This is a genomic window from Xenorhabdus bharatensis, from assembly GCF_037996705.1.
Taxonomy (GTDB): Bacteria; Pseudomonadota; Gammaproteobacteria; order Enterobacterales; family Enterobacteriaceae; genus Xenorhabdus; species Xenorhabdus bharatensis.
Window position 1 is genome coordinate 1 of record NZ_JBBMXG010000003.1, and the last position, 23,178, is coordinate 23,178.

At 41.9% G+C, this 23,178-nt stretch carries 24 protein-coding genes; 8 read left to right on the forward strand and 16 right to left on the reverse strand.

Annotated features, from left to right (window positions below; translation table 11 throughout):
* The 4 genes from rsxC to AAC855_RS03720 form a co-directional block, all read right to left on the reverse strand.
* Positions 1-2,288: electron transport complex subunit RsxC (gene rsxC, locus AAC855_RS03705; protein WP_340608276.1), on the reverse strand; the 2,288-nt coding region annotated here is incomplete at its 3' end.
* A complete protein-coding gene (rsxB, locus tag AAC855_RS03710) occupies positions 2,281-2,904 on the reverse strand; it encodes an electron transport complex subunit RsxB (protein WP_340608277.1) in 624 nt (207 codons plus the stop codon). The genes rsxB and rsxC, both read right to left, overlap by 8 nt.
* Positions 2,904-3,485: an electron transport complex subunit RsxA gene (rsxA, locus tag AAC855_RS03715; RefSeq protein WP_340608278.1), complete on the reverse strand. Its 582-nt coding sequence runs from the start codon at positions 3,483-3,485 to the stop codon at positions 2,904-2,906. The genes rsxB and rsxA overlap by 1 nt, the downstream gene beginning before the upstream one ends.
* A gap of 118 nt (positions 3,486-3,603) precedes the next feature.
* On the reverse strand, positions 3,604-4,044 hold the full coding sequence (locus AAC855_RS03720) for a DUF2569 domain-containing protein (protein ID WP_340608279.1): 441 nt from the start codon (positions 4,042-4,044) through the stop codon (positions 3,604-3,606).
* 130 nt (positions 4,045-4,174) lie between these two features.
* Between AAC855_RS03720 and AAC855_RS03725 the strand changes: the two genes are divergently transcribed.
* The gene (locus AAC855_RS03725) at positions 4,175-5,215 is read left to right on the forward strand and encodes an oxidoreductase (protein WP_340608280.1); all 1,041 of its coding nucleotides are present in this window, start codon (positions 4,175-4,177) and stop codon (positions 5,213-5,215) included.
* Positions 5,216-5,260: 45 nt separating this feature from the next.
* Positions 5,261-6,241 carry a bile acid:sodium symporter family protein gene (locus AAC855_RS03730; RefSeq protein ID WP_340608281.1) on the forward strand — a complete coding sequence of 327 codons (981 nt, stop codon included), beginning with the start codon at positions 5,261-5,263 and terminating at the stop codon, positions 6,239-6,241.
* Between the two features lie 75 nt (positions 6,242-6,316).
* On the opposite strand, the gene add is transcribed toward AAC855_RS03730, so the two are convergent.
* The 3 genes from add to manA form a co-directional block, all read right to left on the reverse strand.
* Positions 6,317-7,318, reverse strand: a complete 1,002-nt coding sequence (gene add, locus AAC855_RS03735; RefSeq protein WP_340608282.1) for an adenosine deaminase — start codon at positions 7,316-7,318, stop codon at positions 6,317-6,319.
* A 172-nt stretch (positions 7,319-7,490) separates the two neighbouring features.
* A complete protein-coding gene (locus AAC855_RS03740) occupies positions 7,491-8,993 on the reverse strand; it encodes a YdgA family protein (protein ID WP_340608283.1) in 1,503 nt (500 codons plus the stop codon).
* Positions 8,994-9,162: 169 nt separating this feature from the next.
* Positions 9,163-10,338, reverse strand: coding sequence for a mannose-6-phosphate isomerase (manA, locus tag AAC855_RS03745; RefSeq protein WP_340608284.1), 1,176 nt, complete (start codon positions 10,336-10,338; stop codon positions 9,163-9,165).
* A gap of 201 nt (positions 10,339-10,539) precedes the next feature.
* On the opposite strand from manA, the gene fumC reads away from it, so the two are divergent.
* Positions 10,540-11,934 (forward strand): class II fumarate hydratase, encoded by a 1,395-nt coding sequence (fumC, locus tag AAC855_RS03750; protein ID WP_340608285.1) that lies wholly within the window; start codon positions 10,540-10,542, stop codon positions 11,932-11,934.
* 56 nt (positions 11,935-11,990) lie between these two features.
* Here fumC and tus read toward each other — a convergent pair whose 3' ends face one another.
* Positions 11,991-12,917, reverse strand: coding sequence for a DNA replication terminus site-binding protein (gene tus, locus AAC855_RS03755; protein ID WP_340608286.1), 927 nt, complete (start codon positions 12,915-12,917; stop codon positions 11,991-11,993).
* A gap of 330 nt (positions 12,918-13,247) precedes the next feature.
* Between tus and AAC855_RS03760 the strand changes: the two genes are divergently transcribed.
* Entirely contained in the window at positions 13,248-13,880 is a 633-nt protein-coding gene (locus tag AAC855_RS03760; protein ID WP_340608287.1) for a helix-turn-helix domain-containing protein, read from the forward strand.
* Between the two features lie 129 nt (positions 13,881-14,009).
* Here AAC855_RS03760 and AAC855_RS03765 read toward each other — a convergent pair whose 3' ends face one another.
* Positions 14,010-15,278, reverse strand: a complete 1,269-nt coding sequence (locus tag AAC855_RS03765) for an MFS transporter (RefSeq protein WP_340608288.1) — start codon at positions 15,276-15,278, stop codon at positions 14,010-14,012.
* Positions 15,279-15,454: 176 nt separating this feature from the next.
* Between AAC855_RS03765 and AAC855_RS03770 the strand changes: the two genes are divergently transcribed.
* From AAC855_RS03770 to bioD, 3 genes are all read left to right on the forward strand, one after another.
* Complete coding sequence (locus AAC855_RS03770; RefSeq protein WP_340608532.1) at positions 15,455-16,357, forward strand: LysR family transcriptional regulator; 903 nt, start codon at positions 15,455-15,457, stop codon at positions 16,355-16,357.
* Positions 16,358-16,502: 145 nt separating this feature from the next.
* Positions 16,503-17,723 carry a sugar metabolism global transcriptional regulator Mlc gene (mlc, locus tag AAC855_RS03775; protein ID WP_340608289.1) on the forward strand — a complete coding sequence of 407 codons (1,221 nt, stop codon included), beginning with the start codon at positions 16,503-16,505 and terminating at the stop codon, positions 17,721-17,723.
* 125 nt (positions 17,724-17,848) lie between these two features.
* Positions 17,849-18,400, forward strand: coding sequence for an ATP-dependent dethiobiotin synthetase BioD (gene bioD, locus AAC855_RS03780; RefSeq protein ID WP_340608290.1), 552 nt, complete (start codon positions 17,849-17,851; stop codon positions 18,398-18,400).
* A gap of 64 nt (positions 18,401-18,464) precedes the next feature.
* Here the strand turns inward: bioD and AAC855_RS03785 are convergent, their stop codons facing one another.
* The 4 genes from AAC855_RS03785 to AAC855_RS03800 all read right to left on the reverse strand — a co-directional run bounded on the left by AAC855_RS03785 (position 18,465) and on the right by AAC855_RS03800 (position 20,739).
* The gene (locus AAC855_RS03785; RefSeq protein ID WP_340608291.1) at positions 18,465-18,782 is read right to left on the reverse strand and encodes a DUF1161 domain-containing protein; all 318 of its coding nucleotides are present in this window, start codon (positions 18,780-18,782) and stop codon (positions 18,465-18,467) included.
* Between the two features lie 33 nt (positions 18,783-18,815).
* Positions 18,816-19,184, reverse strand: a complete 369-nt coding sequence (locus AAC855_RS03790) for a DUF1283 family protein (protein WP_340608292.1) — start codon at positions 19,182-19,184, stop codon at positions 18,816-18,818.
* A 133-nt stretch (positions 19,185-19,317) separates the two neighbouring features.
* Entirely contained in the window at positions 19,318-20,064 is a 747-nt protein-coding gene (ydfG, locus tag AAC855_RS03795; RefSeq protein WP_340608293.1) for a bifunctional NADP-dependent 3-hydroxy acid dehydrogenase/3-hydroxypropionate dehydrogenase YdfG, read from the reverse strand.
* Between the two features lie 312 nt (positions 20,065-20,376).
* Positions 20,377-20,739 (reverse strand): hypothetical protein, encoded by a 363-nt coding sequence (locus tag AAC855_RS03800; RefSeq protein WP_340608294.1) that lies wholly within the window; start codon positions 20,737-20,739, stop codon positions 20,377-20,379.
* 192 nt (positions 20,740-20,931) lie between these two features.
* Here AAC855_RS03800 and AAC855_RS03805 point away from each other — a divergent pair, with 192 nt between their 5' ends.
* Positions 20,932-22,182, forward strand: coding sequence for a tyrosine-type recombinase/integrase (locus tag AAC855_RS03805; protein WP_340608295.1), 1,251 nt, complete (start codon positions 20,932-20,934; stop codon positions 22,180-22,182).
* Between the two features lie 135 nt (positions 22,183-22,317).
* On the opposite strand, the gene AAC855_RS03810 is transcribed toward AAC855_RS03805, so the two are convergent.
* From AAC855_RS03810 to AAC855_RS03820, 3 genes are read right to left on the reverse strand one after another with little or no spacing between them, the layout of a single operon-like run.
* Positions 22,318-22,638 (reverse strand): hypothetical protein, encoded by a 321-nt coding sequence (locus tag AAC855_RS03810; RefSeq protein WP_340608296.1) that lies wholly within the window; start codon positions 22,636-22,638, stop codon positions 22,318-22,320.
* Entirely contained in the window at positions 22,628-22,918 is a 291-nt protein-coding gene (locus AAC855_RS03815; protein WP_340608297.1) for a hypothetical protein, read from the reverse strand. The genes AAC855_RS03810 and AAC855_RS03815 overlap by 11 nt, the downstream gene beginning before the upstream one ends.
* On the reverse strand, positions 22,915-23,172 hold the full coding sequence (locus tag AAC855_RS03820) for a hypothetical protein (RefSeq protein ID WP_340608298.1): 258 nt from the start codon (positions 23,170-23,172) through the stop codon (positions 22,915-22,917). Before AAC855_RS03820 ends, AAC855_RS03815 begins: the two co-directional genes overlap by 4 nt.
* Positions 23,173-23,178 lie beyond the last annotated feature (6 nt).

Here is a 23,178-nt window from a genome sequence, read left to right on the forward strand (position 1 = left end):
GGATCGATTTCTTCCGAAACCGCAGGCTGTACGTCTGGCACGGAAGTCGGTTCAGGCTGAGCCTGAGCGGCTTTTTTCGCTTTGGCGCGGGCAATCGCGGCCGCAACAGCGGCTTTACGCGGATCGGCTTCTTCCGAAATCGCAGGCTGCACGTCTGGCACGGAAGTCGGTTCAGGCTGAGCCTGAGCAGCTTTTTTCGCTTTGGCACGGGCTATCGCGGCTGCAACAGCGGCTTTACGCGGATCGATTTCTTCCGAAACCGCAGGCTGCACGTCTGGCACGGAAGTTGGTTCAGGTTGAGCCTGAGTCGCTTTTTTCGCTTTGGCACGAGCAATCGCGGCTGCAACAGCGGCTTTACGCGGATCGATTTCTTCCGAAACAGCAGGCTGTAAGTCTGGCACGGAAGTTGGTTCAGGTTGAGCCTGAGTCGCTTTTTTCGCTTTGGCACGGGCAATCGCGGCCGCAACAGCAGCCTTGCGTGGGTCGGCTTCTTCCGAAACCGCAGGCTGCACGTCTGGCACGGAAGTCGGTTCAGGCTGAGCCTGAGCGGCTTTTTTCGCTTTGGCGCGGGCAATCGCGGCTGCAAGAGCCGCTTTGCGTGGATCTTCTTCGCTTTCGACAGAATTTGCGGTTGCTGGTGTAGTTGCATTCGCTGTCTGTTTTTCTGCCTGACGGGCGCGTAATTGTTCTTTTCTTGCCTTACGTGCTGCAATCGCTGCTGCATTATCAGGCAACTGGCCGGCTTGTACGGTGACTTCCTCTCCCACAGAGGATTGTTTTTCCTTCACGCGAGCCAGTGCGGCCTGTACAGCACTTTTATCCTGACTGTCCACCTGAACAGCGGCTTTTTTATGACGTTCTTCGCGAGCCAGTTTTTCGCGCTCCATACGTGCCTGTTTGGCTTCAAACCTCAGTTTAGCTTCGGCAGCTCGACGGGTTTCAGCATCAATGGCACGTATTTCGGCTTTTTCCTGTCGGTAGTATTGAACAAGCGGGATATTACTAGGACAGACATAAGCACAGGCCCCACACTCAATACAGTCAAATAAGTTATGGTTTTTGGCTTTTTCATGTTCCTGACCCCGGCTGAACCAGTAAAGCTGTTGAGGTAGTAGCTCGGCAGGGCAGGCATCAACACATAAACCACAACGGATACAGGCTTCTTCCGTACTTTTTGGCTCCATTTCCTCTACAGAGGGAGCAAGTATACAGTTACTGATCTTGACGATAGGTACATTCAAATCAGGCAGGGTAAAACCCATTAACGGGCCACCCATAACGACCATCTGTTCTGACTGAGGCATAAACCCTGCCTGCTGCAACAGAAACTTAACGGGTGTTCCTAAACGTGCCCAGAAATTACCCGGTGAAGCAACCGCGTCTCCTGTCAGGGTAACAACGCGCTCAATTAATGGCTCCCCATCAATAATAGCCCGTTTGATAGCCATCACAGTACCGACATTCTGCATTAGGGTACCAATATCGGAAGAGCGGCCACCAGACGGGACTTCCTTGCCTGTCAGTATCTTGGTTAACTGCTTTGCACCTCCGGAGGGGTATTTTGTCGGAATAACACGCACAGAAATCGACTTATCACCTTGCAGAGCAAGATTCAGCGCGTTGATTGCCTCGGGTTTGTTATCTTCGATACCAATCAGAACCAGTTTCGGATTGAGCAGGTGCATCAGAATGCGAATACCTTCAATGATCTCGCTGGCATGTTCCTGCATCAGACGGTCATCTGCTGTGATATAAGGTTCACATTCGGCGGCATTGATGATCAATGTATTGATGTAGTTCCCGCCGCCTTTCAATTTTGCTGCTGTCGGAAATCCTGCTCCGCCAAGACCGGCAATACCAGCGGCATGAATACGTTGCAGTAAAGTATCAGCATCAAGGGATGTGTAATCTGATGTCTTAACTTGTTCGCACCATTGATCTTGACCATCCGGCAGCAGACGGACGCACAACTCTTTCAGGCCCGATGGGTGTGCGGTAACGCAGGGTTCAATGGCTGTGATTGTACCGGAAGTCGAAGCATGAACAGGGACGGTTCTACCAGCACCCCGTGTCAGTGGCTGGCCTTTCAATACGTTATCTCCGGTTTTCACCAGTAATTCACCCTCAGGGCCAATGTGCTGCTGGAGGGGAATAATTAATTCTTCTGGTAACGGAGCATAGCGTAATGGTGTCCGGCTGGATTGCAGCTTCATTTCCGGTGGATGGATACCACCATCGAAATCCCATATTTTGTTTTTGTTGGTAAGCAAATTGAGTAGGTTAAACATTGGCTTTAACCTCAACAGGCTTAGCAGATGACATAAACAGGGAGTTTGGTTCAGCAGGAATATTTTTGACCGGAATTGAATTCAAATCCCATTTCCAGTTAGATGTGGTAGTGGCAACAGGGATCATCGTGATGCAATCGGTCGGGCATGGCGCAACACATAAGTCGCAGCCAGTACAGAGATCTTCAACTATGGTATGCATTGCGCGGTTTGCGCCGATGATTGCATCAACAGGACAAGCCTGAATACACTTTGTGCAGCCGATGCAGTTTTCTTCATCAATAAAAGCGACTTTTCTGGCCGGATTTTGTATGCTTTCATCGCCATCCAGCGGTTGTGGATCAACGCCGAGCAATTCAGACATTTTGAGCATCACTTGCTCTCCGCCCGGAGCACATTTGTTGATCATCTCTCCATTATTGATAACCGCCTCGGCATAAGGCCGGCAGCCCGGATAACCACATTGCCCACACTGGCTTTGTGGCAATAGGTTATCAACTTTTTCAACTATCGGGTCTTCTTCCACTTTAAAGCGGCGAGCTGCAAACCCCAGAATTAATCCGAAAATTAACCCGAGTACACTGAGTACGCCGATAGCAATCCATAAAGATATCATCAGAATTTCACCAAACCACTAAAGCCCATAAATGCAAGGGACATTAACCCCGCAGTGACAAGCCCTATCGATGAACCACGAAAAGGGGCAGGAATACTGGCAACAGCCAGACGTTCACGAATGGCGGCAAACAGCACCATGACAAGTGAAAACCCGGCCGCAGCGCCGAAACCATAGACAGCAGACTGTAAAAAATTATGCGATTGATTGACATTCAACAGAGCTACGCCGAGTACAGCACAGTTTGTTGTTATCAGAGGCAGGAAAATGCCTAATAAACGGTAGAGTGAGGGGCTGGTTTTACGGACGGCTAACTCAGTAAACTGAACGACAACAGCAATTACAAGAATGAAACTTAATGTGCGTAAATAAACCAAATCCAATGGAATAAGAATATAAGTATTTACCAGCCATGAACTGATGGAAGCAAGCGTCAGAACAAATGTGGTCGCCATTCCCATACCAATAGCAGTTTCAAGTTTTTTTGAAACACCCATAAACGGACATAGGCCCAAAAACTTCACCAAAACGAAGTTATTGACCAGAACCGTGCCAATAAATAACAAAAGGTATTCAGTCATTGCTATACCTGAAAATAAGATTATTTGATGAAAATAATATCGTCGTGAAAGTGACAGAAACTCCCCACGTTGCGGTGAGGCAAGTGGGGGCAATGATAACAACCAATTGTGGGGGATGTTATCGATCTTGTGTGAAAGTCATTTTTACCCGATAAGAGCGCTTAATATAAGGAACAAAAACGGCAGCCGCTAATAGCGACCACAATAATGAACTGACTGCAAGTTCGTCAGAAATAGGGGAGAATGCAAAAGCTTTGACAGCAATAAGCACAGAAACTGTCAGCCAGATGATAAAAATACGCGGGAATCGTTTTGAACGAATAAAAAGCAATTTTAATACCCAAAGCGTAAAACACCACATAATAGTCGTGGTTAATACGGATATATACCATTGGGCTGCGAAATCTCCACTTATTTGATGAATTAACGTACTTTGATAGGAATAGGTTATTCCATATAACACTAACATTGTACTGGCAGCAATAAATGTCATGACTAAATAAGCAGCAGGGGCTAATAGCCAACCATTAATACGGTAATAATCATTGGATTGATACATACAACACATTCTCTCCATGATGGGTATTCAAATATAAAAAAGATAGTAACACAGGAAGTAGGATTATTTGCTAATGAGTCACCGCAGGTGATATTTTCTTATCCTTTTTGTAAATGTTGAGAGGTCATTAATGAGTCATCTTCTGAAGGTTGGTCTGGTTGGATATGGCTATGCCAGTAAAACGTTTCATGCGCCATTGATTGCAGGAACGCCGAATGTCGAATTAGTTGCTATTTCCAGCAGTAATGCAGAGAAAGTCAAAAAAGACTGGCCGGCTATTCATGTTGCCTCTTCTCCAGAAGCATTATTTAACGATCCTGACATTGATCTTATTGTGATCCCAACGCCTAACGATACACATTTTCCATTAGCACAAAAAGCGTTGTCTGCCGGAAAGCATGTTGTGGTTGATAAGCCTTTCACGATTACTGTGGCAGAAGCCGAAGCACTCAAAAAACAGGCAGAAGAGGCTAATTTATTATTGTCAGTATTTCATAATCGTCGCTGGGATTCGGGTTTTCTGACCGTTCAGTCACTACTGAAAGACAAGGTATTGGGTGAATTAAAGTATTATGAATCTCATTTTGACCGCTATCGTCCGGCTGTACGTCAACGCTGGAGAGAAGCGGCAGGTGCAGGCAGCGGGATTTGGTATGATTTAGGCCCTCATTTATTGGATCAGGCGGTACAGCTTTTTGGCAAACCTCAGGCCATTACAACCGATTTGGGTATAATACGTCCAAATGCTGAAACGGCTGATTACTTTCATGCTCAGCTCACATATCCTACGCTGAAAGTGGTATTACATGCATCAATGCTTGTCGCCGCGGAATCTCCTATTTATACCTTACATGGTATGTCTGGTAGTTACGTAAAATATGGTTTAGATACACAGGAAGATTGTCTGAAGGCTGGGGAAAGTCTGACACAAGAAAATTGGGGATATGATGCGCGTGATGGTCATGTGACAGTGTCACAAAATGATCATCTGATTACGCAGACTGTTCCTAATTTACCGGGTAATTATGGCGCGTATTATGCTGCTGTCCGTGATGCTATTTTGGCGGGAAAACCAAATCCTGTGACTGCGGAGGAAGCTATCCTGATTATGAAACTGATTGAAGCAGGTGAAAAATCAGCGGAAGAGCAACGCACAGTCGTCATCGATTGACTGATTTCGTGATGAGGTAATCCTAAGGTAAGAGGAAGGGTACTGATGAATTGGTTGCAAAAATTAAAAATAGATCCTTTTCTGTTAACACTGCTTACTGTAGTCATGATTGCATCGTTTTTTCCCTGTGAAGGGGAAGTAAAAACGTGGTTTCAGTACCTGACTACGGCAGCCATTGCACTGTTATTTTTTATGCATGGAGCCAAACTTTCGCGTGAGGCCATTCTGGCGGGAATAGGGCATTGGCGTTTGCATCTGGTTATCTTTCTGAGCACGTTTGTTTTGTTTCCTATACTGGGTATGGGGTTACACTTCATTGTGCCGGAATGGATGTCGCCGTCTGTTTACATGGGTTTTCTGTATCTCTGTGCGTTACCCGCAACGGTGCAGTCAGCCATTGCTTTTACCTCTGTTGCCAAAGGAAATGTTGCCGCAGCGATATGCAGTGCTTCTGCTTCCAGTTTACTGGGAATATTTCTTTCACCTCTACTTGTCGGCTATCTTATCCAGACAAATGATGGCGGAAGCCATCCTGATACATGGCAGGCGATAAAAGATATTATCCTGCAATTGATGATACCTTTTATTGTTGGCCATCTGTCACGTCCATTGATTGCTAACTGGGTCGAAAAACATAAAAAACTGGTTAATATTACCGATCGTTCATCTATTTTGCTGGTGGTTTATGTTGCATTCAGCGAAGCTGTTGTCGAAGGCATTTGGCATAAAATTGATGCTTATTCACTGATCATGATAGGCATTGTCTGCTGTGTTCTGCTTGCTGTGGTATTAACCATTAATGTATATAGCTCACGCTTACTGGGGTTCAGTAAAGAAGATGAGATCACAATCGTTTTTTGTGGTTCGAAGAAAAGCCTTGCTAATGGTGTGCCGATGGCAAATGTGCTATTTCCGGCCGCGATGGTGGGCATTATGCTATTGCCACTGATGATATTCCATCAAATCCAGCTAATGGTTTGCGCTGTACTTGCCAATCGATATGCCAGACGTTCAAAAAAAGTCTAATTGTTCAAAAAAGGCAGAGTAATTTCTGCCTTTATACCCTCATATCATCAGTGAGATATCAGCTTAAGTTGCCTGTTAACGGTTCGCGACCTTCATTCTTAATGCTTGTTTCTCTGCTTCGCTGAGGAATGCAGTTTCCAGCCCATTGATCTGTGCCCGTCGGATTTGTTCCGGTGACAAACCAGCGGCAGGGGCAGCAACATGGTACTCATGGCGAATTTCAATTCCTTCAACAGCCGGATCATCAGTATTGATGGATGCCAGAATGCCATGCTCAAGGAATTTTTTCAGTGGGTGAGCGGATAAGGCGCTGACAGTACTGGTTTGCAGATTTGATGTCAGGCAGGATTCAATACCAATACGGTGCTCTGCTAAATAATCCATGAGTACCGGATCGGTAATGGCTTTAACACCATGACCAATTCGGGTTGCGCCCAGTTCACGAATAGCATGCCAGATACTTTCCGCACCTGCTGCTTCTCCGGCGTGTACGCTGATATTCCAGCCTGCATCACGGGCCTGAATAAAGTGTTGTTCAAATAAATGCCCGGGGAAACCCAGTTCATCACCCGCCAAATCCATTGCTGTAATATGTTGCTTATGAGCGAGCAGACCGGCTAACTCCTCAGAACAGGCTTTTTCTCCGAACGTTCTGCTCAGAATACCAATCAGACGGATTTGAATATCGTGCTGCTTGCTGGCGGAATGAATGCCATCGATGACCGCTTCCACGACTCCCTCAACAGGAAGCTGGTGTTTCATTGCCATATAATAAGGAGAAAAACGCAGCTCAGCATAATCCAGCCCGGCATTAACGGCATCTTCTACATTTTCTACAGCAACCCGGCGGCAGGCGTCCAAATCAGCCAATACAGCAACACCCCAGTCAAGTTTTTGCAGGAAGCTGACGAGATCCGGCTCACTTTTAATGATCTGTACATGGGGGCGCAATGCTTCCAGTTCGTAGGCAGGAAGCGCGATATTGTGTTGACGACCAAGATCCAGAATTGTTTCGGGACGAATATTACCGTCAAGATGGCGGTGTAAATCGGTCAGCGGAAGCTGTGTATCAATCATTTTTTATCCTTTTATTTTATAAAGTTATCATAAAAAGTATACAAAAAAGCCAGTCAACGCATTGACTGGCAATGAAAGTACTCTCTATCGGTTTTTTTGCGATTTTTTGCTGTTCAGGCTTTTCCAGCCTCAGCATGTACTTTCTTATAGAGAACCTTGATGGGGTATTGTGTTACTCAGCCGCAGGAAGGTTAGCTTCACCATCATGCTGATTTTGCTCATCGGCATCATCATAGGAGTCGATGAGGTTATGATCAAGCAGGAATTTATGCAGGTTGAACTCTTCACCGTTAAATTTGACTTTGTCATCGGCATAATTGAGATTCATGTCAATGGAGTCTTCAGTATGTGTAAATAATTTAAGTGCTGTAGCCTGTGCTTCAATCACCTGCATAACACTTTTTCCGGTAGCATCGGCTGATTCTCTGTCTTCACCTTTAGCCATCGCAGACAACGCGATAGATTCTGTCAGCATTGGTTTTGATAGTTTAATGTCGAGTGAGAAGTTTTTGATCAGACTACGAATGATTTCTTCTGGATTACTATTCTGTAGCTTACTGAAATCGTCAGGAAGGCTATTTAAGGTCGTTGTGAAGTTAGCTGTACTTTCGCCTTTGCTATTTTTGAAGCTCAGGGTTTCGAGGGCGAATGTTGGATTATGTTGCAACAACGCTGGCAAGTTTTCTATCAGCGCAGCATCTGTAATCTGAGAATATTTCTCCATATCAAAAGAATTAATTGTTTTGAAGAGAGCTTCATAAGTTGCCCGGTCTACCTTACTGTAGGCTTGATTATCAAGATGGTACATGCCTAACACAAATTTGGCTGAACCAAAATCCTGGTTTTTAACTTTGATACCATCAACGCTAAGAGAATATTTTCCATCCAGATTGTTCTTTTCGCCTTCAGTAAAGGTAGAAAATGATTTGATACCGTTAATGGACAGCATATCTTCACCGAATCCACTTAGGCTAGTTTCAGCGATGTTTGATGAAGTATCACCGAGATAGATACCGAATTGGTTTTTTTTCCCATTAAATGAAAAGCTTAAGTCTTTCATTTTAAATGAGGTGTCTTGCTGGGTAGGATCAACTAATTTGAATTCATCACTTTTCCCTGTGGATGTGATTTCACTGAAGTCCTTATTAGTATCTATAGTTATATCTGCTCCTGAAATGACCCAATGGAGGCCTTTTTCAGTGGTGTAATCAACAGGAATAACATTGATACCAAAAGATAAATTACCATCATATGCGACACGGGTATCCACATTAAATAAGGATTTATTTTTGGTGATTTCGAATAGTTCTTTCAGTAATTCACCGTCTTTTAGCTCAGAATGGACTAATGCTAATTTAGGGCCAAGTTTAAATTTAGCAATATCGGAAAGAGGGAAAGGCCCATGCTCAATATTGGATGCGATAACAATACCGTCTTTCTTATCAAGTTTGCTAGTGAGAGCAAGTAGGACATCCGTGCTAAAGATGCCGCGTTTCACATCTTTTTTCTGCAACTCTAATCCAAGATCCGGCATTTTTTCGGCCAGTTTCGTATTTGCTTTTTGGAGTGCTTCATCCATACGTGTTTCAACTTGCTTCCCTGTGTACCAGGACGCACCTGTCCATGCTGCACCTAAAGCAACAATCACACCTACAGCTACTAGCGATTTTTTCATGTGGGAATTCCATCCTTTTTTGCGCATACGACATTATTGTCATATGCGATGTGTCTTTGTGTAAAAAATAGTTGTTAATTGTATAGATTAACTAGAGAACTTTTAATCACTTTTCAATAAAAGTGTGATTAACTACTGATGGGTGATTTTATAACTACATGAATCATAATTATTTATTAGATACTAAGGCAAATTTCCCATTACCATAAATTGTTACAGTTTTATCTGCTGCGGCTAAGAAAATGGATTCACCAGCATAGAGTTCCAGTTCCTGCTCAGCAGATTTGACTGTTATCTGACCACCAGAACAAAATAGAACCGATGCAGAATCATTTTCCAGCGTTATCGGCTGCCCTGAAACAGCATAAATAGAAAAATGAAAATCGTTGACTGGAACAGAATAATTCAGCGCTTCTTTTTCTTGTGTTGGGATAGTTAACAGAGTGGCGGCGGGTTGAGAGGTAAACTCCAGATTTGCCATCAATTCAGGAACATCGATATGTTTGCTGGTTAAGCCAGCGCGAAGGACATTATCTGAATTTGCCATCACTTCTAATGCAACACCTTCAAGATAAGCATGAGGAGTACGGGCATAAAGAAACATGGCCTGACCCGGTTGTAATTCCACAATATTGAGCAGGAGGGGAGTAAACAGACCATTATCGTCGGGATAAAATTCTGTCATTTTTTTAATCGTTTCCCATGGCTCTCCCTGACGGCTATTCAGGGCAGATTTCAATACTGCAATCGCTAAATTTTTCTGTTTACCCTGCATATTTAGCAGTTGAGCAAAAAGGAACGATAAACCCTGTTCTGTAGGATGTTGAATAAATGGCTGGATATCGGGATGTGCGTTCGAGACATAACTCAGTAGCTCCGTTATTTCTGATAAAGGCCGGAAAGCATTCATCGCTCTGAATGGTGTCAGTGCATACACTAATTCAGGCTTATGGTTATCATCTTTATAATTACGCTGGGGTGAATCCAGAGGGATACCTGCAGTATTCTCTCTGGCAAAACCTTCCTCTGCCGATAATTTATCCGGATGTACCTGAATAGAAAGTGGTTGAGCTGCGCACAAGACTTTAAATAAAAAGGGTAACCGCCCAAACTGTGTGGCGACTTTTTTGCCCAGATATTTTTCTGGATCTTGAGCGATAAGCTGATTCAGGGCAATAGGCTGGCCCGTTTCAGGATCAGCTACCTGAGAACTGCATTTGGGATGTGCGCCCATCCATAGCTCTGCCATAGGCTGATTATCCGGATTCGCGATACCATAAATATCGGTCAGTGCGGTTTTACTTCCCCAATCATAATGTTGGATTTGGTTGGTCATTTTCAGCATGGCGGGTTTCCTGTAATAAAAAAACTTATTTATACAACAACTTTATATGACAACAATACAATAAACACGATTAGGTCGCATTATCGATAATAAATTTATGGCATTATAAAGAGATGCCGATTAATTTATCTGCACTGTTGGGTGAGTTAAAAACAGTTGGATCCGGCGTATTCAATTATTCTGTGTGCTAAGGAGATAGTAATGGCAGCCACTCGCATTGAAAAAGACTCAATGGGACCTATCGAAGTACCTGCTGACCAATTATGGGGAGCGCAAACTCAGCGCTCACTGGAGCATTTCCGCATTTCTCAGGAAAAAATGCCTGTTGCATTGATTCATGCTCTCGCGTTAACCAAGCAGGCTGCGGCCAGTGTTAATATGGATCTGGGCCTTCTACCTAAGGAACGCGGTGATGCAATTATCGCTGCGGCGAAAGAGGTGTTGGAAGATAAACACCCGACAGAATTCCCTCTCGCTATCTGGCAGACGGGTTCTGGCACTCAAAGTAACATGAACATGAATGAAGTGCTGGCGAACCGTGGTAGTGAGATCCTTGGTGGTCAAAGAGGTAATGAACGCCTGATCCACCCTAATGATGATGTTAACAAGAGCCAAAGCTCTAATGACGTCTTCCCGACAGCGATGCACGTTGCGGCCGTTATCGCATTACGTGAGCATTTGTTACCTGAGTTGGAAGTTCTGCAAAAAACGCTGGCAGATAAAGCCGAAGCATTTAGAGATATCGTAAAGATTGGCCGTACTCACCTACAGGATGCAACACCACTGACTTTAGGTCAGGAGATTTCAGGTTGGGCAGCGATGCTGGCTCATAATCTGAAACACATCGAAAACAGCATTCCTCATGTTTGTGAACTGGCACTGGGCGGAACAGCGGTTGGTACAGGTCTGAATACTCATCCTGAATATGCCGTTCGTGTCGCGAAAAAAATTGCTGAATTATCTGGTCAGCCTTTTATCACTTCACCAAACAAATTTGAAGCATTAGGCACTTGTGATGCACTGGTTCATTCCCATGGCGCACTGAAAGGTCTGGCTTCTTCATTGATGAAAATTGCCAACGATGTTCGCTGGTTGGCCTCCGGCCCTCGCTGTGGTATCGGCGAAATTTCTATCCCTGAAAATGAGCCGGGCAGCTCCATTATGCCGGGTAAAGTAAACCCGACTCAGTGTGAAGCTATGACTATGCTGTGCGCGCAGGTCATGGGTAACGATGTGGCTGTCAATATTGGTGGTGCGTCCGGTAACTTTGAACTGAACGTATTCCGCCCAATGGTAATTCATAATTTCTTGCAGTCCGTCCGTCTGTTGGCTGATGGTATGCGCAGCTTCAATGAGCATTGTGCTATTGGTATTGAGCCTAATCGTGAGCGCATTACTCAATTACTAAATGAATCTTTGATGCTGGTAACTGCTCTGAATACCCATATTGGTTATGACAAAGCAGCAGAAATTGCTAAAAAAGCACATAAAGAAGGTCTGACTCTGAAGCAATCAGCAATGCAGTTGGGTTATCTGACTGAAGCTGAATTTGACGCTTGGGTACGTCCGGAAGATATGGTTGGCAGTATGAAGTAACTCTTGCCTATCAATGGCTGATGTGGAACCGGAGGTTTTTCCTCCGGTTTTTTGTTTTATATTTCCCGATAAAGATGTAAACGGGGAATGACCAACTCAAGTGGTTTAGCTTTGGGTTTGTGGCGGTATTTGATTGTATTGGCGTCATAATTTGGCAGTGAGCCTACTTTTGGGATTACGCCACTATCTTTTGTATAAAAAGCGATGATGGGGAGAGGGCAGGCATATTGAACCTGTTTTTGTATTTCTGAATACCAGACACGAGCGATAGGCTGTACCTTTACTGGTCGTTTAATTTTCAAGACCACATCATCAGGCAACTTCTTAATATCGGTGATTTCCAATGCGACTAATGCACTCCACTGATCGCTGGAGTAGGGTGGGACTGCACGACCAGCATTATGACTTTTTTCCAGTCTTTCCAGGATTTGTTGCTTTGTCACTTTATTAATGATGTTTTTGTTGGCCCAGCCAAAGTTAATTGTATCCGGATCTACGAGTGGGGTAATCGTTCGATAGGCATTTAAGGTAATTAAACCGCGTAAATGATCATGCACGAATTCAAACCGCTGTTCTTTGCTGATGCCTGACTCCTTAGTTACTATATTTTCCAGTTCTGTTTTTAACTGGTTGATTTCATCAATAACACTCATGGCTGCTTTATATTGCTGCTGACTGACAGAAAAGCATAATGCACCCGGTAACCGGCTTGCGGCTTTGCTGCTGATATTGGGGTGATTATGATGTATGAATAACTTCTGATAAAAACGCAAACCTAAATTAAGAGCGTCTTTTCCCTGTAGAGGAGTGACCTCAATTTCAGTAACTTGCTCATGTTCATCGCCTTTTTCAATTTGTGGCAATTGGTATACCCGGGCATCAATAAGAGGGTATTCCATTAACAGTTCAGCCAATTCAGCTAATTTTTGTTCCTGTTTTTTAAAACAAGAAGTAAGTGACTCTATTGAAAGGTATTTATTCATATTCAAACGCCCACATTCATGTTCTAGTGGATTTCATTTATTTTAGTTACAACATACTTATAGGAACAGAAAAAATCCAGTGCAAATATCAAAAATAGAAGAAAATAAAGCCAAATAGGGAAGTTCATGGAAAATTATCTTTTAAATTGGTTATTGCCAATTATTTCTACATTATGATAAAAGCTAAAACAGGTGCTTGCTATCTTTGTGTGATAACTTCGCTCTTAGAAGAATTTTTTAAACTTAGCTCAGTAAAGTGCTCTTCATTTTTTAAAACGGATGAGAAAGATTCTGATTTTTTTTATGAATTTTATTCGGGGGTGGTTTGATATGAATAAATTAATTAAGCCAGTGAATTCTTTTAGTAAAATTATTGATGCATTACTACCTTCTGCTGAAGTGATTCTATCCGATTTACCTACGCAAGGTTCATTAATTAAAATTGAAAATGAATTTGCCAAATTCTTTTTATTAGTACAGGGATATGTGAATATACGTAGGGTAGAGGATAATTTAATTATTGCGACTGTTTTTTCTCCTTATATCTTAGGGTTGTCTTTTTATTCTGGCTCAGAAACCTATTATTCACTCGAACTTGGCCCTGATTGTAAGATATATCAACTCCCTCGCGTTAGTGCATTGAATTCTATAAAAAAGAATGATCTTTATAGAGAGTGGATGAGGGTGATTTCGTATAAAATGGCATTTTTATATGCCAGAGATATGAGTATATTCCGTCATGGTGCTGAAGATATAGTATGTAGCCTATTATCCCGTCTTATCACGTTACCTGATGAATTTAGAGAAAACATTTCAGCTATTAAATATATAGAACAGCGATGTACACTTTCACGAAGTTGTATTCAACGCATATTAGCTTCTCTGAAAAAAAGTAAAAGTATTGAGATTATTGATGGTTATTTAGTGAAGGTTATTTCTTTACCAATAGAATCATATTATTAATAATCATATATGTCCTTTTTCAAGTTACTTTTTTATTGGCTTCACCTAACAATTATCGCTTTTATAACATATGATTATCTCTGGATCTTGAGAGGCGAAACCCTCTCAAAATCCACTGGATATATTTTGTTATACTGCTAGTTTATTAAGCTTTATACCTATATAAAAAGCTATGATTGTTAATAGTGAAATAAAAATAGCGACACCGTTCCATTGATAGTAAAACCAAAATACTCCACCTAATGTTCCTGATATACTCGAACCCGCATAATAACAGAACAGATAAAGTGATGAAGCCTGTGCTTTAGCTCGTTTAGTTCTCGCACCTATCCACCCACTGGCGACGGTATGAGCGGCAAAGAAGCCCATTGTCAAAATTGTCATACCGAGGAACAAAGCCCAGAGAGAGGAAAAGACCATGATTAAATTACCAATCAGCATCATACTGATCGCAATGAGTAACACTTTTCCCCGTCCATGCTGACTCAGTAATGAGCCGGCTTTTGTTGCACTGTAAACACCTGTCAGATAAACAGCAGATAATAATCCCACTACTGTCTGGCTCAGATGATAGGGAGCATCTAATAACCGATAACCAATATAGTTAAACATTGTGACAAAGCTTCCCATCAATAAGAAAGCTTCAGCGAATAAAAGGGGTAATCCTTGATCGCGGCAATGTAATTTCAGATTAATAAATAATGTCTTAGGTTTGAGAGAACTTGATTTAAAGTGTTTGGAGGAGGGAAGCATCACCCAAAATACGATCGCGGCAATAAGTGAAAATGAACCTAATAAAATGACCGCCAAGTGCCAGGAATAATAATCAGTCATTACACCGGTTACTAATCGTCCACTCATTCCACCAAATGAATTTCCGCTGATATATAGTCCAATCGATAAGGCTGCACAACTCGGATGGATTTCTTCACTTAGATAGGTCATTGCAACGGCGGCTACACCGCTTAAAGATAAACCTACCAAAGCCCGAATAATTAAAAAACCATACCAGCTGGTAGTCATGCTGCTTAAAAGTGTCAGTAAGGAAGCGAAAATCAGAGAGATAGCTATCACATTTTTACGGCCAATTGCATCAGAAAGAGGGCCTGTGATTAATAGCCCCAGTGACAACATGCCAGTAGATAATGAGAGAGCTAAACTGCTGTTAGCTGGTGAAACTGAAAACTCTTTCGATAAAATAGGTAATATAGGCTGGATGAAGTAAAGCAGGGCAAAAGTTGCTAATCCGACTGCAAAAAATGATAGCGTAACACGTAGGTAGGCAGGATCTCTGCTCTGTATGTAGCCACTATGTTCCCTATAACGAACTTCTCTTTCAGTATCTCGTGTAACATCAGCACCCACTGAATTTCTACTGATATCAGAGATTGTACTCATTCTACTTCCTTAAAATCCCTTCATTCAGGATTTATACTAAGAGGCTAAAAAAACGTTAATGTTTTGTTTCATAAAAAAGTTCCAGAACAAGAGTAGGAAGTTGTCAATATTTTGTCTAATATATTAATAATAACAAATGATATTTTAAATATATCAATTGATGGTGGATGATGAGTATTAATATAGAATTAAGGCACTTACGTTATTTTATTGCGGTTGCAGAAGAACTGCATTTTGGGCGCGCAGCGGAGCGATTGAACATTTCACAGCCACCATTAAGCCAGCAGATCCAGTCCCTCGAAGCAAATATTAAAGCTAAATTACTGGCACGTAATAATCGTACAGTCACCCTTACACCCGCTGGTCATATGTTCCTCAAAGAGGCCTATCAGATATTGTCTCAAGTGGATGCTGCGGCAACTAAAGCAGCCAGAATGCAGCAGGGAGAATTAGGCGAAATATCAATCGGTTTCACATCCACCACACCTTTTATGCATAAAGTGGCACTCAGCTTACGTCAATTTCGGGAACGTTACCCTGATGTATCAGTTCACATGCACCAGATGAACACCAAAACTCAGATTGCTCCATTGCAGACTGGTCGGATTGATATCGGGATCATGCGCAATACATTATTACCCGATAATTTGCAGCACCGGCTATTGTTTCGTGAACGTTTTATGCTCGCTGTGTACGATGGTCATCCTTTGCTGGAGTGTGTAAACGAAGGGATCACAATAAAAATGTTATCTGAATATCCTTTGGTGTTTTTTGAGCGAGATGTGGGAACGGCTCTGTATGATGAAATTATTGCTTTGTTTATCAGTGCCGGAGTCTCTCCTATGATTTCACAGGAAGCGGGTGAAGCGATGACTATACTTGGCCTTGTTGCTGCGGGTTTGGGCATTAGCATTGTGACGGAATCATTTATACGGATGAAAATCGATGGGGTGCAATATATACCGTTAGCTCATACTTCGGTTCATTCTGAAGTTTGGCTGGTTAATCACAAAAAACGGCAGAACAGCCCGGCAGCAGAGCGGTTAACTGATCTATTGCTCTCAAATATATATAGCTGACAGATAATGGTTAAACAAACGTAATAATCACGAGAAATTCGTGTGAAAGATCACATTTTTGTTCTAAACGGATATCTTCAAATTTAAACAACGACATAATCGTTACTAATTATTTAGAGGTGCAAATTAAATCGCGGGAGGCTCAGTGAGTATAGATGTACAACCAAGCCATGTTGACCAAATCAAACAAATTAATCTTGGTCTGGTTTACCGTCTGATAGACCAATATGGGCCTATTTCACGTATTGCACTTTCTAAAAAATCTCAGTTAGCACCTGCCAGTATTACCAAAATCACCCGGGAACTGTTCGATGCTCACTTAGTGAAAGAAGTCGAATTTCCTGAGTTAGGGTTTCGTGGGCGTCCGGCAATCGGGTTAAAAACCGACAGCAAAGGGTGGCAATTTTTATGTATACGGATTGATAAAGATAGTGTTGTATTCGGGCTAAGAGATTTGGGCAATGACCTTCTTCTTGAAGAAGAGTTACCCTTATCAGCCTCTGAAAACTCGTCTTTTCTGAATTGTCTTACTGAACTAATCGATAATTTTTTTTTCCGGCATCAGTCCCGCCTTGAGCGTTTAACCGCTCTCAGTGTGACCACTGACGGGATTATTGACCCGATTAATGGAATTATTCATAACTCACCGCATTACAATATCCAGAATCTTCCACTCAGCACATTTTTATACCGACGTATCGGCGTACCGGTTTTTTTGCAACATGGCATTACGGCATGGACAATAGCCGAATCTTTATATGGTGCAGGGAAGGGTTGCCAGAACATTATTCAGGTTGTCATTGATGATAACGTTGGTGTTGGCATTATGATCGCCGGGAAAATGCTTCATGCAGGAAATAAAAGTGTAGTTGAAATTGGGCATACTCAGGTCGAACCTGATGGCGAGCGTTGCTATTGTGGCAATACGGGCTGTCTGGAAACCGTTGTCGGTATTAAAAACATTTTGCTGAAAGCACGAGAATTAGCCAGCCAATATCCTGGCTCATTAATATCTCCGGCAATACCTCTGACAGTGGAATGGCTTTGTCTGGCAGCTAATCAGGGTGATCCTCTGGCAACAGAAATTATCCGGGATGTAGGGGAAAGGATAGGGCACATTGTGGCGATTATGGTTAATATCTTCAATCCCGATAAGATATTGATTGGTTCACCGTTGAATGAAGCGAAACATATCCTTTACCCTGTTATTCAACAGAAAATAACGCAACTTTCACTCCCCGGATACAGTCAAAGAGTCAATATAACAGCGACTGCATTTGCCAATTCAGGCACTTTGCCGGCCGCATCATTGATCACGCAATCCCTGTATAGCGGTCATTTATTGCTCGAGATTATGCAAGGATAGCGCCCATCAGGCAAAACATTGAGCTAACGCAATCCTTATCTCAAACACATCACCTACACTTCAATTCAGTTCTCTAGTTACAGCAAAGAGTAACCAGTCTAATCGGTTATTACGGAAATAAATTTATGTTAACGCGCTTATTTGTTACAGGCACGGATACCAATATCGGTAAAACGGTTGTTACCCGCGCATTACTACAATTTTTTAATCATGAAAAAGAAATTGCTGTAGGGTATGAACCTATAACGGGGGAAGGAACTTCGGTTGATTTTGCACAAATGACTGACTGTCTTAATAAGCTGAGTCATAAGGCAGGCCGTGTGATTGTTGACGGAAATGGTGGCTGGCGGGCGTTATTACAAGATAATTCATTCTATTCTGACTGGGTTGTGAAAGAAAAACTGCCCGTAATTTTAGTGGTAGGTATTCAAGCCGGGTGTGTTAATCATGCCATTTTGACTGCTCAGTCCATTATCAATGACGGAGTACCATTGCTTGGTTGGGTAGCCAATCGCATTAATCCTGGTTTAGCACATTACGCTGAAGTACTGGAGCGGTTACGTTGTCACATACCCGCGCCTCAACTGGGCGAAATTCCTTATTTATTAAGGCCGGAAGAGCGGGAATTATCTCATTATCTGGATAGCACTGTTATATCGACATTTGATCATCTGTGAATACAAGAAGGGGGTGTCATTATGCTCACTCCCTCCTTGTGATGTCATTACTTGTGGCGATAGATTAGTGAGTGGATTGGTTTTTGTCATTAGCGTGAAGAAGTCGGGTATATATAATTTTTTGTTTGCCTCGATTACAGCTCCCAACGACTTTCTCACCATTGTTAACCACTTGATCATTATCGATAACTTCAAGTTTGAAGTCTGCTTGTTTAACACCGTTGTTAATAATTTTCTGTTCTATTTGCTCTTTTAGAGCATCACATGTTACCACTTTATTTGCCACTACGTTGGATTGCAGATGTTGATCCTGTGATGCCTGAGTGACAAAAGATGTAGCAGCAGTCATTAAAACAGCCCCGGTTAGTAAGAATTTTCTCACCTTATCTCCTTGTTTTATTGGTATAGATATAGCCTATTCAGGATTAATAGGGCGACCTGTATTGACATCCAGACAGCGCTTTGTTTTTGGTTCCCAATAAGCATTCAGGTTAGAGTTTTTCAAACAAGCATCCTCATTGTCAACGTCATTTTCATATTCTTCAAATCTCTTTTCTTTGCGTTTATTAATTTTATTACGCAAAGCACGTTGTTCGTTCCACTCTTCTCTATCCTGTCTGGCATTCTCTCTGGTCACAGAACTCTCACCGCCCCCATTAATGATGACACAGTTATCTGATGTGCAAGGGTTAGATCTGGATAGCGCGGGAGTCTGCCAAAATAGCAGTAACAGAAGGGTAATGGTCGGGAAGTACTTATTTATTAAGGTATTATGAATATTCATGCTTTAACCTCTCTCACAAAGTATTCATTGGATGATACCCGAAATAATTGAAACTTCTTTTAAAGAACCACCTTATTATTTCGGGTATAAAATAACACCTATACCATTACCCGTTGATCAACAGATTAAATTTTTAAGCTCTGTGTATACTCAGACCAGCGAATGTCTGACAAACGGGCATCATTTCTAATGTATTAATATTGACGCGACCCGGCAGATTAGCAACCCAGAATACGGCTTCTGCAACATCATCCGCAGTCAGGGCATCTGCGCCTTCATAGGTTTTATTCACTTTTTCACCATCACCTTTAAAGCGAACCTGAGAAAACTCCGTTCCTCCGACCAAACCCGGTTCAATATCAGTAACCCGAATTTTTTTCCCTTGTAAATCAGCACGAAGACCCAGGCTGAACTGTTTTACAAATGCTTTGGTGGCACCGTAAACGTTACCGCCCGCATATGGCCAGCTTGCCGCGACAGAACCAATATTAATAATATGGCCGTGATTCATTTTTACCATGTTAGGTAATAAGGCGCGGGTCATATTCACTAGACCTTTTGTATTGGTATCAATCATCGTTTCCCAATCATCAAGGTTAGCCTGATGAGCGGGTTCCAGCCCTAATGCAAGACCGGCATTATTTACGAGAATATCGATATTACGTAAGTTATCAGGTAAATCCTGCATAACTTTCTCTATTGCAGCACGGTCCCTCACATCCAGTTGTATAGGATAAAAATTTTCACCTAATTCTTCCCTTAATTTATCCAGACGTTCTTTGCGACGCCCGGTAGCAATAACGATAGAACCGTTTTCAATAAATTTTCGTGCAATCACTTCACCAAAACCAGCAGTTGCTCCAGTCACAAAAACAATCATAGTCGTCCCCTTTTATCGATGATTAACTAATTTTCCTATTTAACTATTAATTAGAGAAAGTTATTTATCTTTAGTCAAGAAAGAATTTCATAAGTTTTTTAGTTGTGATGACTAAATGAGGGGCTAATATATTCCACTGGTTAATGTAATTACATGATATTAATGTATTTTTATCTTGGTAAGACAGTAGATTTATTCCGATTATTAACTATAATTAGTTATTTTTTGAATTATAGAAAATCATGGAAATACAATACTAATGTCCCTACGGATTGCAGCAGGGACATTGGTTCTTAATTTTAATCGCTTGAACTATTTAATGAATACCCCAAAACGACGAAACTGATTGATTTCGTAGACGAACTTATCAAAATATTTATGTTCTTCTACTGTATTCTTTGTGGCATCTTTTTGGTATGTTTCATACAAACTCGTGGATGCTTGGTCAATTTTTTCTCTGAGTTTATCGTAATCATCCGGATTATCAGAAGATTTAAACTGATTTAATAATGAAACTAATTTTTCTGCCTCTTTCTGCACATCAGCATGTTTAAATTTCGGTTCAGGAAGAGTGTAATCAAGTACCGTATTTACAGTATCGTTGTTTTCATCAGCTTTGGTCTCAGGAGTGAACTTTTCATCGTATTCTGTTAAAAAGTATGACTTACTTATCATTGCTCATCATTTATAGTCATGCTTATTCACAAATATCATTTTAATTATTTGATTTTAATCTAATTAAATCTTATTTATTCTTGTCTATAGTCAAGAATAAACATATGTATTCATGCAGAGTCATGAAAAAAATGTACATATGAATGTACATAAACTACATTAAAAGCTGTGTTATCTTTCGAGGAAAGTGATATGGCTATTACTGATTCATGGCTACGTTCCACCAATGGTAAGCCTCAAGAAAAAATAGTTACCAAATCAGATAGGGATGGACTGTCTGTTCGTGTAACACCCAAAGGAAAAATCATTTTTCAACTCAGGTATCGTTGGAATGGAAAAGGGGATCGAATTGATATTGGAACCTATCCAGCAACCAGCTTAAAAGATGCCCGTGACTCTGTGATTTTCTATCGCGGGGAATTGGAACAGAATCGCAATCCAAAAATAGTCAAGCGTGTTCGTAAAGAATCCGCCTTGAACGCAGTCACCGTGGAAACACTTATCAGGGAATGGTGGGTGGCAACCATGCAAGGCTCGAAGGTGAAAGCTGGTGAGGTTTTGCGCTCTTTTGAGATTTACGTTTTTCCAAAAATTGGTGACTTTCCCCATGACGAGGTAATGCTTCATGTATGGCTTTCTTTAATTGAAGATATTATTAAACAGGCACCAACAACTGGTGCCCGAGTATTAACGTACTCCAAGACTGCTCATAAATGGGCGGTTCGGAGAGGGATAACCAATATCTCCCCGTTATCTGATGTGGAACAAATTGATTTAGTTGGAAAAAATGCAGATGTCGATAATGAGATCAGTGAGCGGATCTTGAATGAAGAGGAGCTTGCTATTCTCTTTCAGATTATTAATGCTCCCAAGTACAACCCACGAAATGCACTAATAATAAAATTATGCCTTTTATTTGGTTGTCGCATCGGTGAGCTACTAAAAGCCAAAGTGAACGACTTTGATTATGAAAAAGATATTTGGGTTATTCCTCCAAAAAACCACAAGACAGGAAGGAAATCTAAAAAAAATATCATTAGACCCATCATTCCGGCGGCTAAAGAGTTAATTGAGCAAGCTCGGAGGTTGAACGGTGGGAGCGAATATTTATTTGTTGTGGAAAATGGCAATCCATTTTTACCCGTTGGAGGGCACGCAAGCATAATGACCATCCTAAACAAAAAAATGTCTCTTTTCCTTCCTAATTATAAACCTTTTTCAATTCATGACTTACGTAGAACCATGCGCACCGAGATATCTGAATTAACGTCACCTCATGTCGCTGAGATAATGCTGGGTCATAAATTGCCGGGCATTTGGCAGGTGTACGATAAGCACACCTACCTAAATGAGCAGAGAGAAGCGTATGAACGCTGGTGGGATAAACTGACTAAAATTGTTTCCCGTCCTCCCAGTCAAGAATATCCTGCCGCAAAAAATTAAGCTGATTGGATTTAAATTTGGGTTTTGGGAAGCCTTCACGCCGCTGCTTCCCATTACCGCACCATAATCTTATAGTGTGTGGTTTCACGCCATATCGTTCTGCCAGTTCCTGAGTTTTAATGTAAGGTGACTGATTCATTTTTCCCCTCCTTTCTGATACCCGCTCTCCAATGTCACCCTCGCCACACTCGCCGGTGTTGCCTTATCACTCCACGTTGCATCGAAAATAATGTTGTTCAGTTCATCAAAAAGAACATCGTTCAAATTCTTCGGTCTTGCGGAGTAGGGCACCCCATCGGGCACCCCTTCCATAATGTCGATAGTGAGCTGGGCTATTTCTTTTGCTTCTCGTTCTGGTTTACGATATCCAGAATGCCAGACTACATCAGTGATATCTGACGGATCACCCCAGACTGAGGCAACAATCTGAGTCAGGTGGAATGAGTTATTGATCATGGTTCGCCTCGTCACTTTCGAATTTAATATATTGAAGCCCCTCCGATTGCGCTTGCTGTAATTCTTCAATAAATTGTGCCTTTGAGTACCCAAGAGATTTAGCTACGATATGCAATGCCTTTTCGTTCTCAAGTAGCTCATCTATTCCCATCGTCATTTCATTTTTACTGCTTGTGTTTGACTCTGCCGCTTTCTTCAGTAACCAATCCGCCCACTCACGCCCGTCGTCGATTTGTTCGGGTAAACCAATGTCATTTTGTGCGTTATCGATGCTTATCATTGTTCTTTTCCTTGATGACTAACGGTGTCTATATCTTCCCCACAGAAAGGGCAGAAATTCAGCATGACGCCGGAGCCGACAAACTCACCCGAATGCAGCTGAACGATATCGGTTCCGGGTTTTCCGGTTAGCACATTGATTCTCATTGGCAGGTATAAACCCTTACTCTTTTTTGTTGGTGTGCCGAATTGAAGTGCTTTTGTTAAGCCGTTACAGGTAGTTAATTTGTTTTCGTTCTTTTTGCATTTGCTCATTATTTT

Bases quoted from the DNA above. Each gene is read 5' to 3' on its own strand.
- rsxB (WP_340608277.1), bottom strand. From the start codon at position 2,904: ATGATATCTTTATGGATTGCTATCGGCGTACTCAGTGTACTCGGGTTA.
- rsxA (WP_340608278.1), bottom strand. From the start codon at position 3,485: ATGACTGAATACCTTTTGTTATTTATTGGCACGGTTCTGGTCAATAAC.
- AAC855_RS03720 (WP_340608279.1), bottom strand. From the start codon at position 4,044: ATGTATCAATCCAATGATTATTACCGTATTAATGGTTGGCTATTAGCC.
- AAC855_RS03725 (WP_340608280.1), top strand. From the start codon at position 4,175: ATGAGTCATCTTCTGAAGGTTGGTCTGGTTGGATATGGCTATGCCAGT.
- AAC855_RS03730 (WP_340608281.1), top strand. From the start codon at position 5,261: ATGAATTGGTTGCAAAAATTAAAAATAGATCCTTTTCTGTTAACACTG.
- add (WP_340608282.1), bottom strand. From the start codon at position 7,318: ATGATTGATACACAGCTTCCGCTGACCGATTTACACCGCCATCTTGAC.
- AAC855_RS03740 (WP_340608283.1), bottom strand. From the start codon at position 8,993: ATGAAAAAATCGCTAGTAGCTGTAGGTGTGATTGTTGCTTTAGGTGCA.
- manA (WP_340608284.1), bottom strand. From the start codon at position 10,338: ATGCTGAAAATGACCAACCAAATCCAACATTATGATTGGGGAAGTAAA.
- fumC (WP_340608285.1), top strand. From the start codon at position 10,540: ATGGCAGCCACTCGCATTGAAAAAGACTCAATGGGACCTATCGAAGTA.
- tus (WP_340608286.1), bottom strand. From the start codon at position 12,917: ATGAATAAATACCTTTCAATAGAGTCACTTACTTCTTGTTTTAAAAAA.
- AAC855_RS03760 (WP_340608287.1), top strand. From the start codon at position 13,248: ATGAATAAATTAATTAAGCCAGTGAATTCTTTTAGTAAAATTATTGAT.
- AAC855_RS03765 (WP_340608288.1), bottom strand. From the start codon at position 15,278: ATGAGTACAATCTCTGATATCAGTAGAAATTCAGTGGGTGCTGATGTT.
- bioD (WP_340608290.1), top strand. From the start codon at position 17,849: ATGTTAACGCGCTTATTTGTTACAGGCACGGATACCAATATCGGTAAA.
- AAC855_RS03790 (WP_340608292.1), bottom strand. From the start codon at position 19,184: ATGAATATTCATAATACCTTAATAAATAAGTACTTCCCGACCATTACC.
- ydfG (WP_340608293.1), bottom strand. From the start codon at position 20,064: ATGATTGTTTTTGTGACTGGAGCAACTGCTGGTTTTGGTGAAGTGATT.
- AAC855_RS03800 (WP_340608294.1), bottom strand. From the start codon at position 20,739: ATGATAAGTAAGTCATACTTTTTAACAGAATACGATGAAAAGTTCACT.
- AAC855_RS03805 (WP_340608295.1), top strand. From the start codon at position 20,932: ATGGCTATTACTGATTCATGGCTACGTTCCACCAATGGTAAGCCTCAA.
- AAC855_RS03810 (WP_340608296.1), bottom strand. From the start codon at position 22,638: ATGATCAATAACTCATTCCACCTGACTCAGATTGTTGCCTCAGTCTGG.
- AAC855_RS03815 (WP_340608297.1), bottom strand. From the start codon at position 22,918: ATGATAAGCATCGATAACGCACAAAATGACATTGGTTTACCCGAACAA.
- AAC855_RS03820 (WP_340608298.1), bottom strand. From the start codon at position 23,172: ATGAGCAAATGCAAAAAGAACGAAAACAAATTAACTACCTGTAACGGC.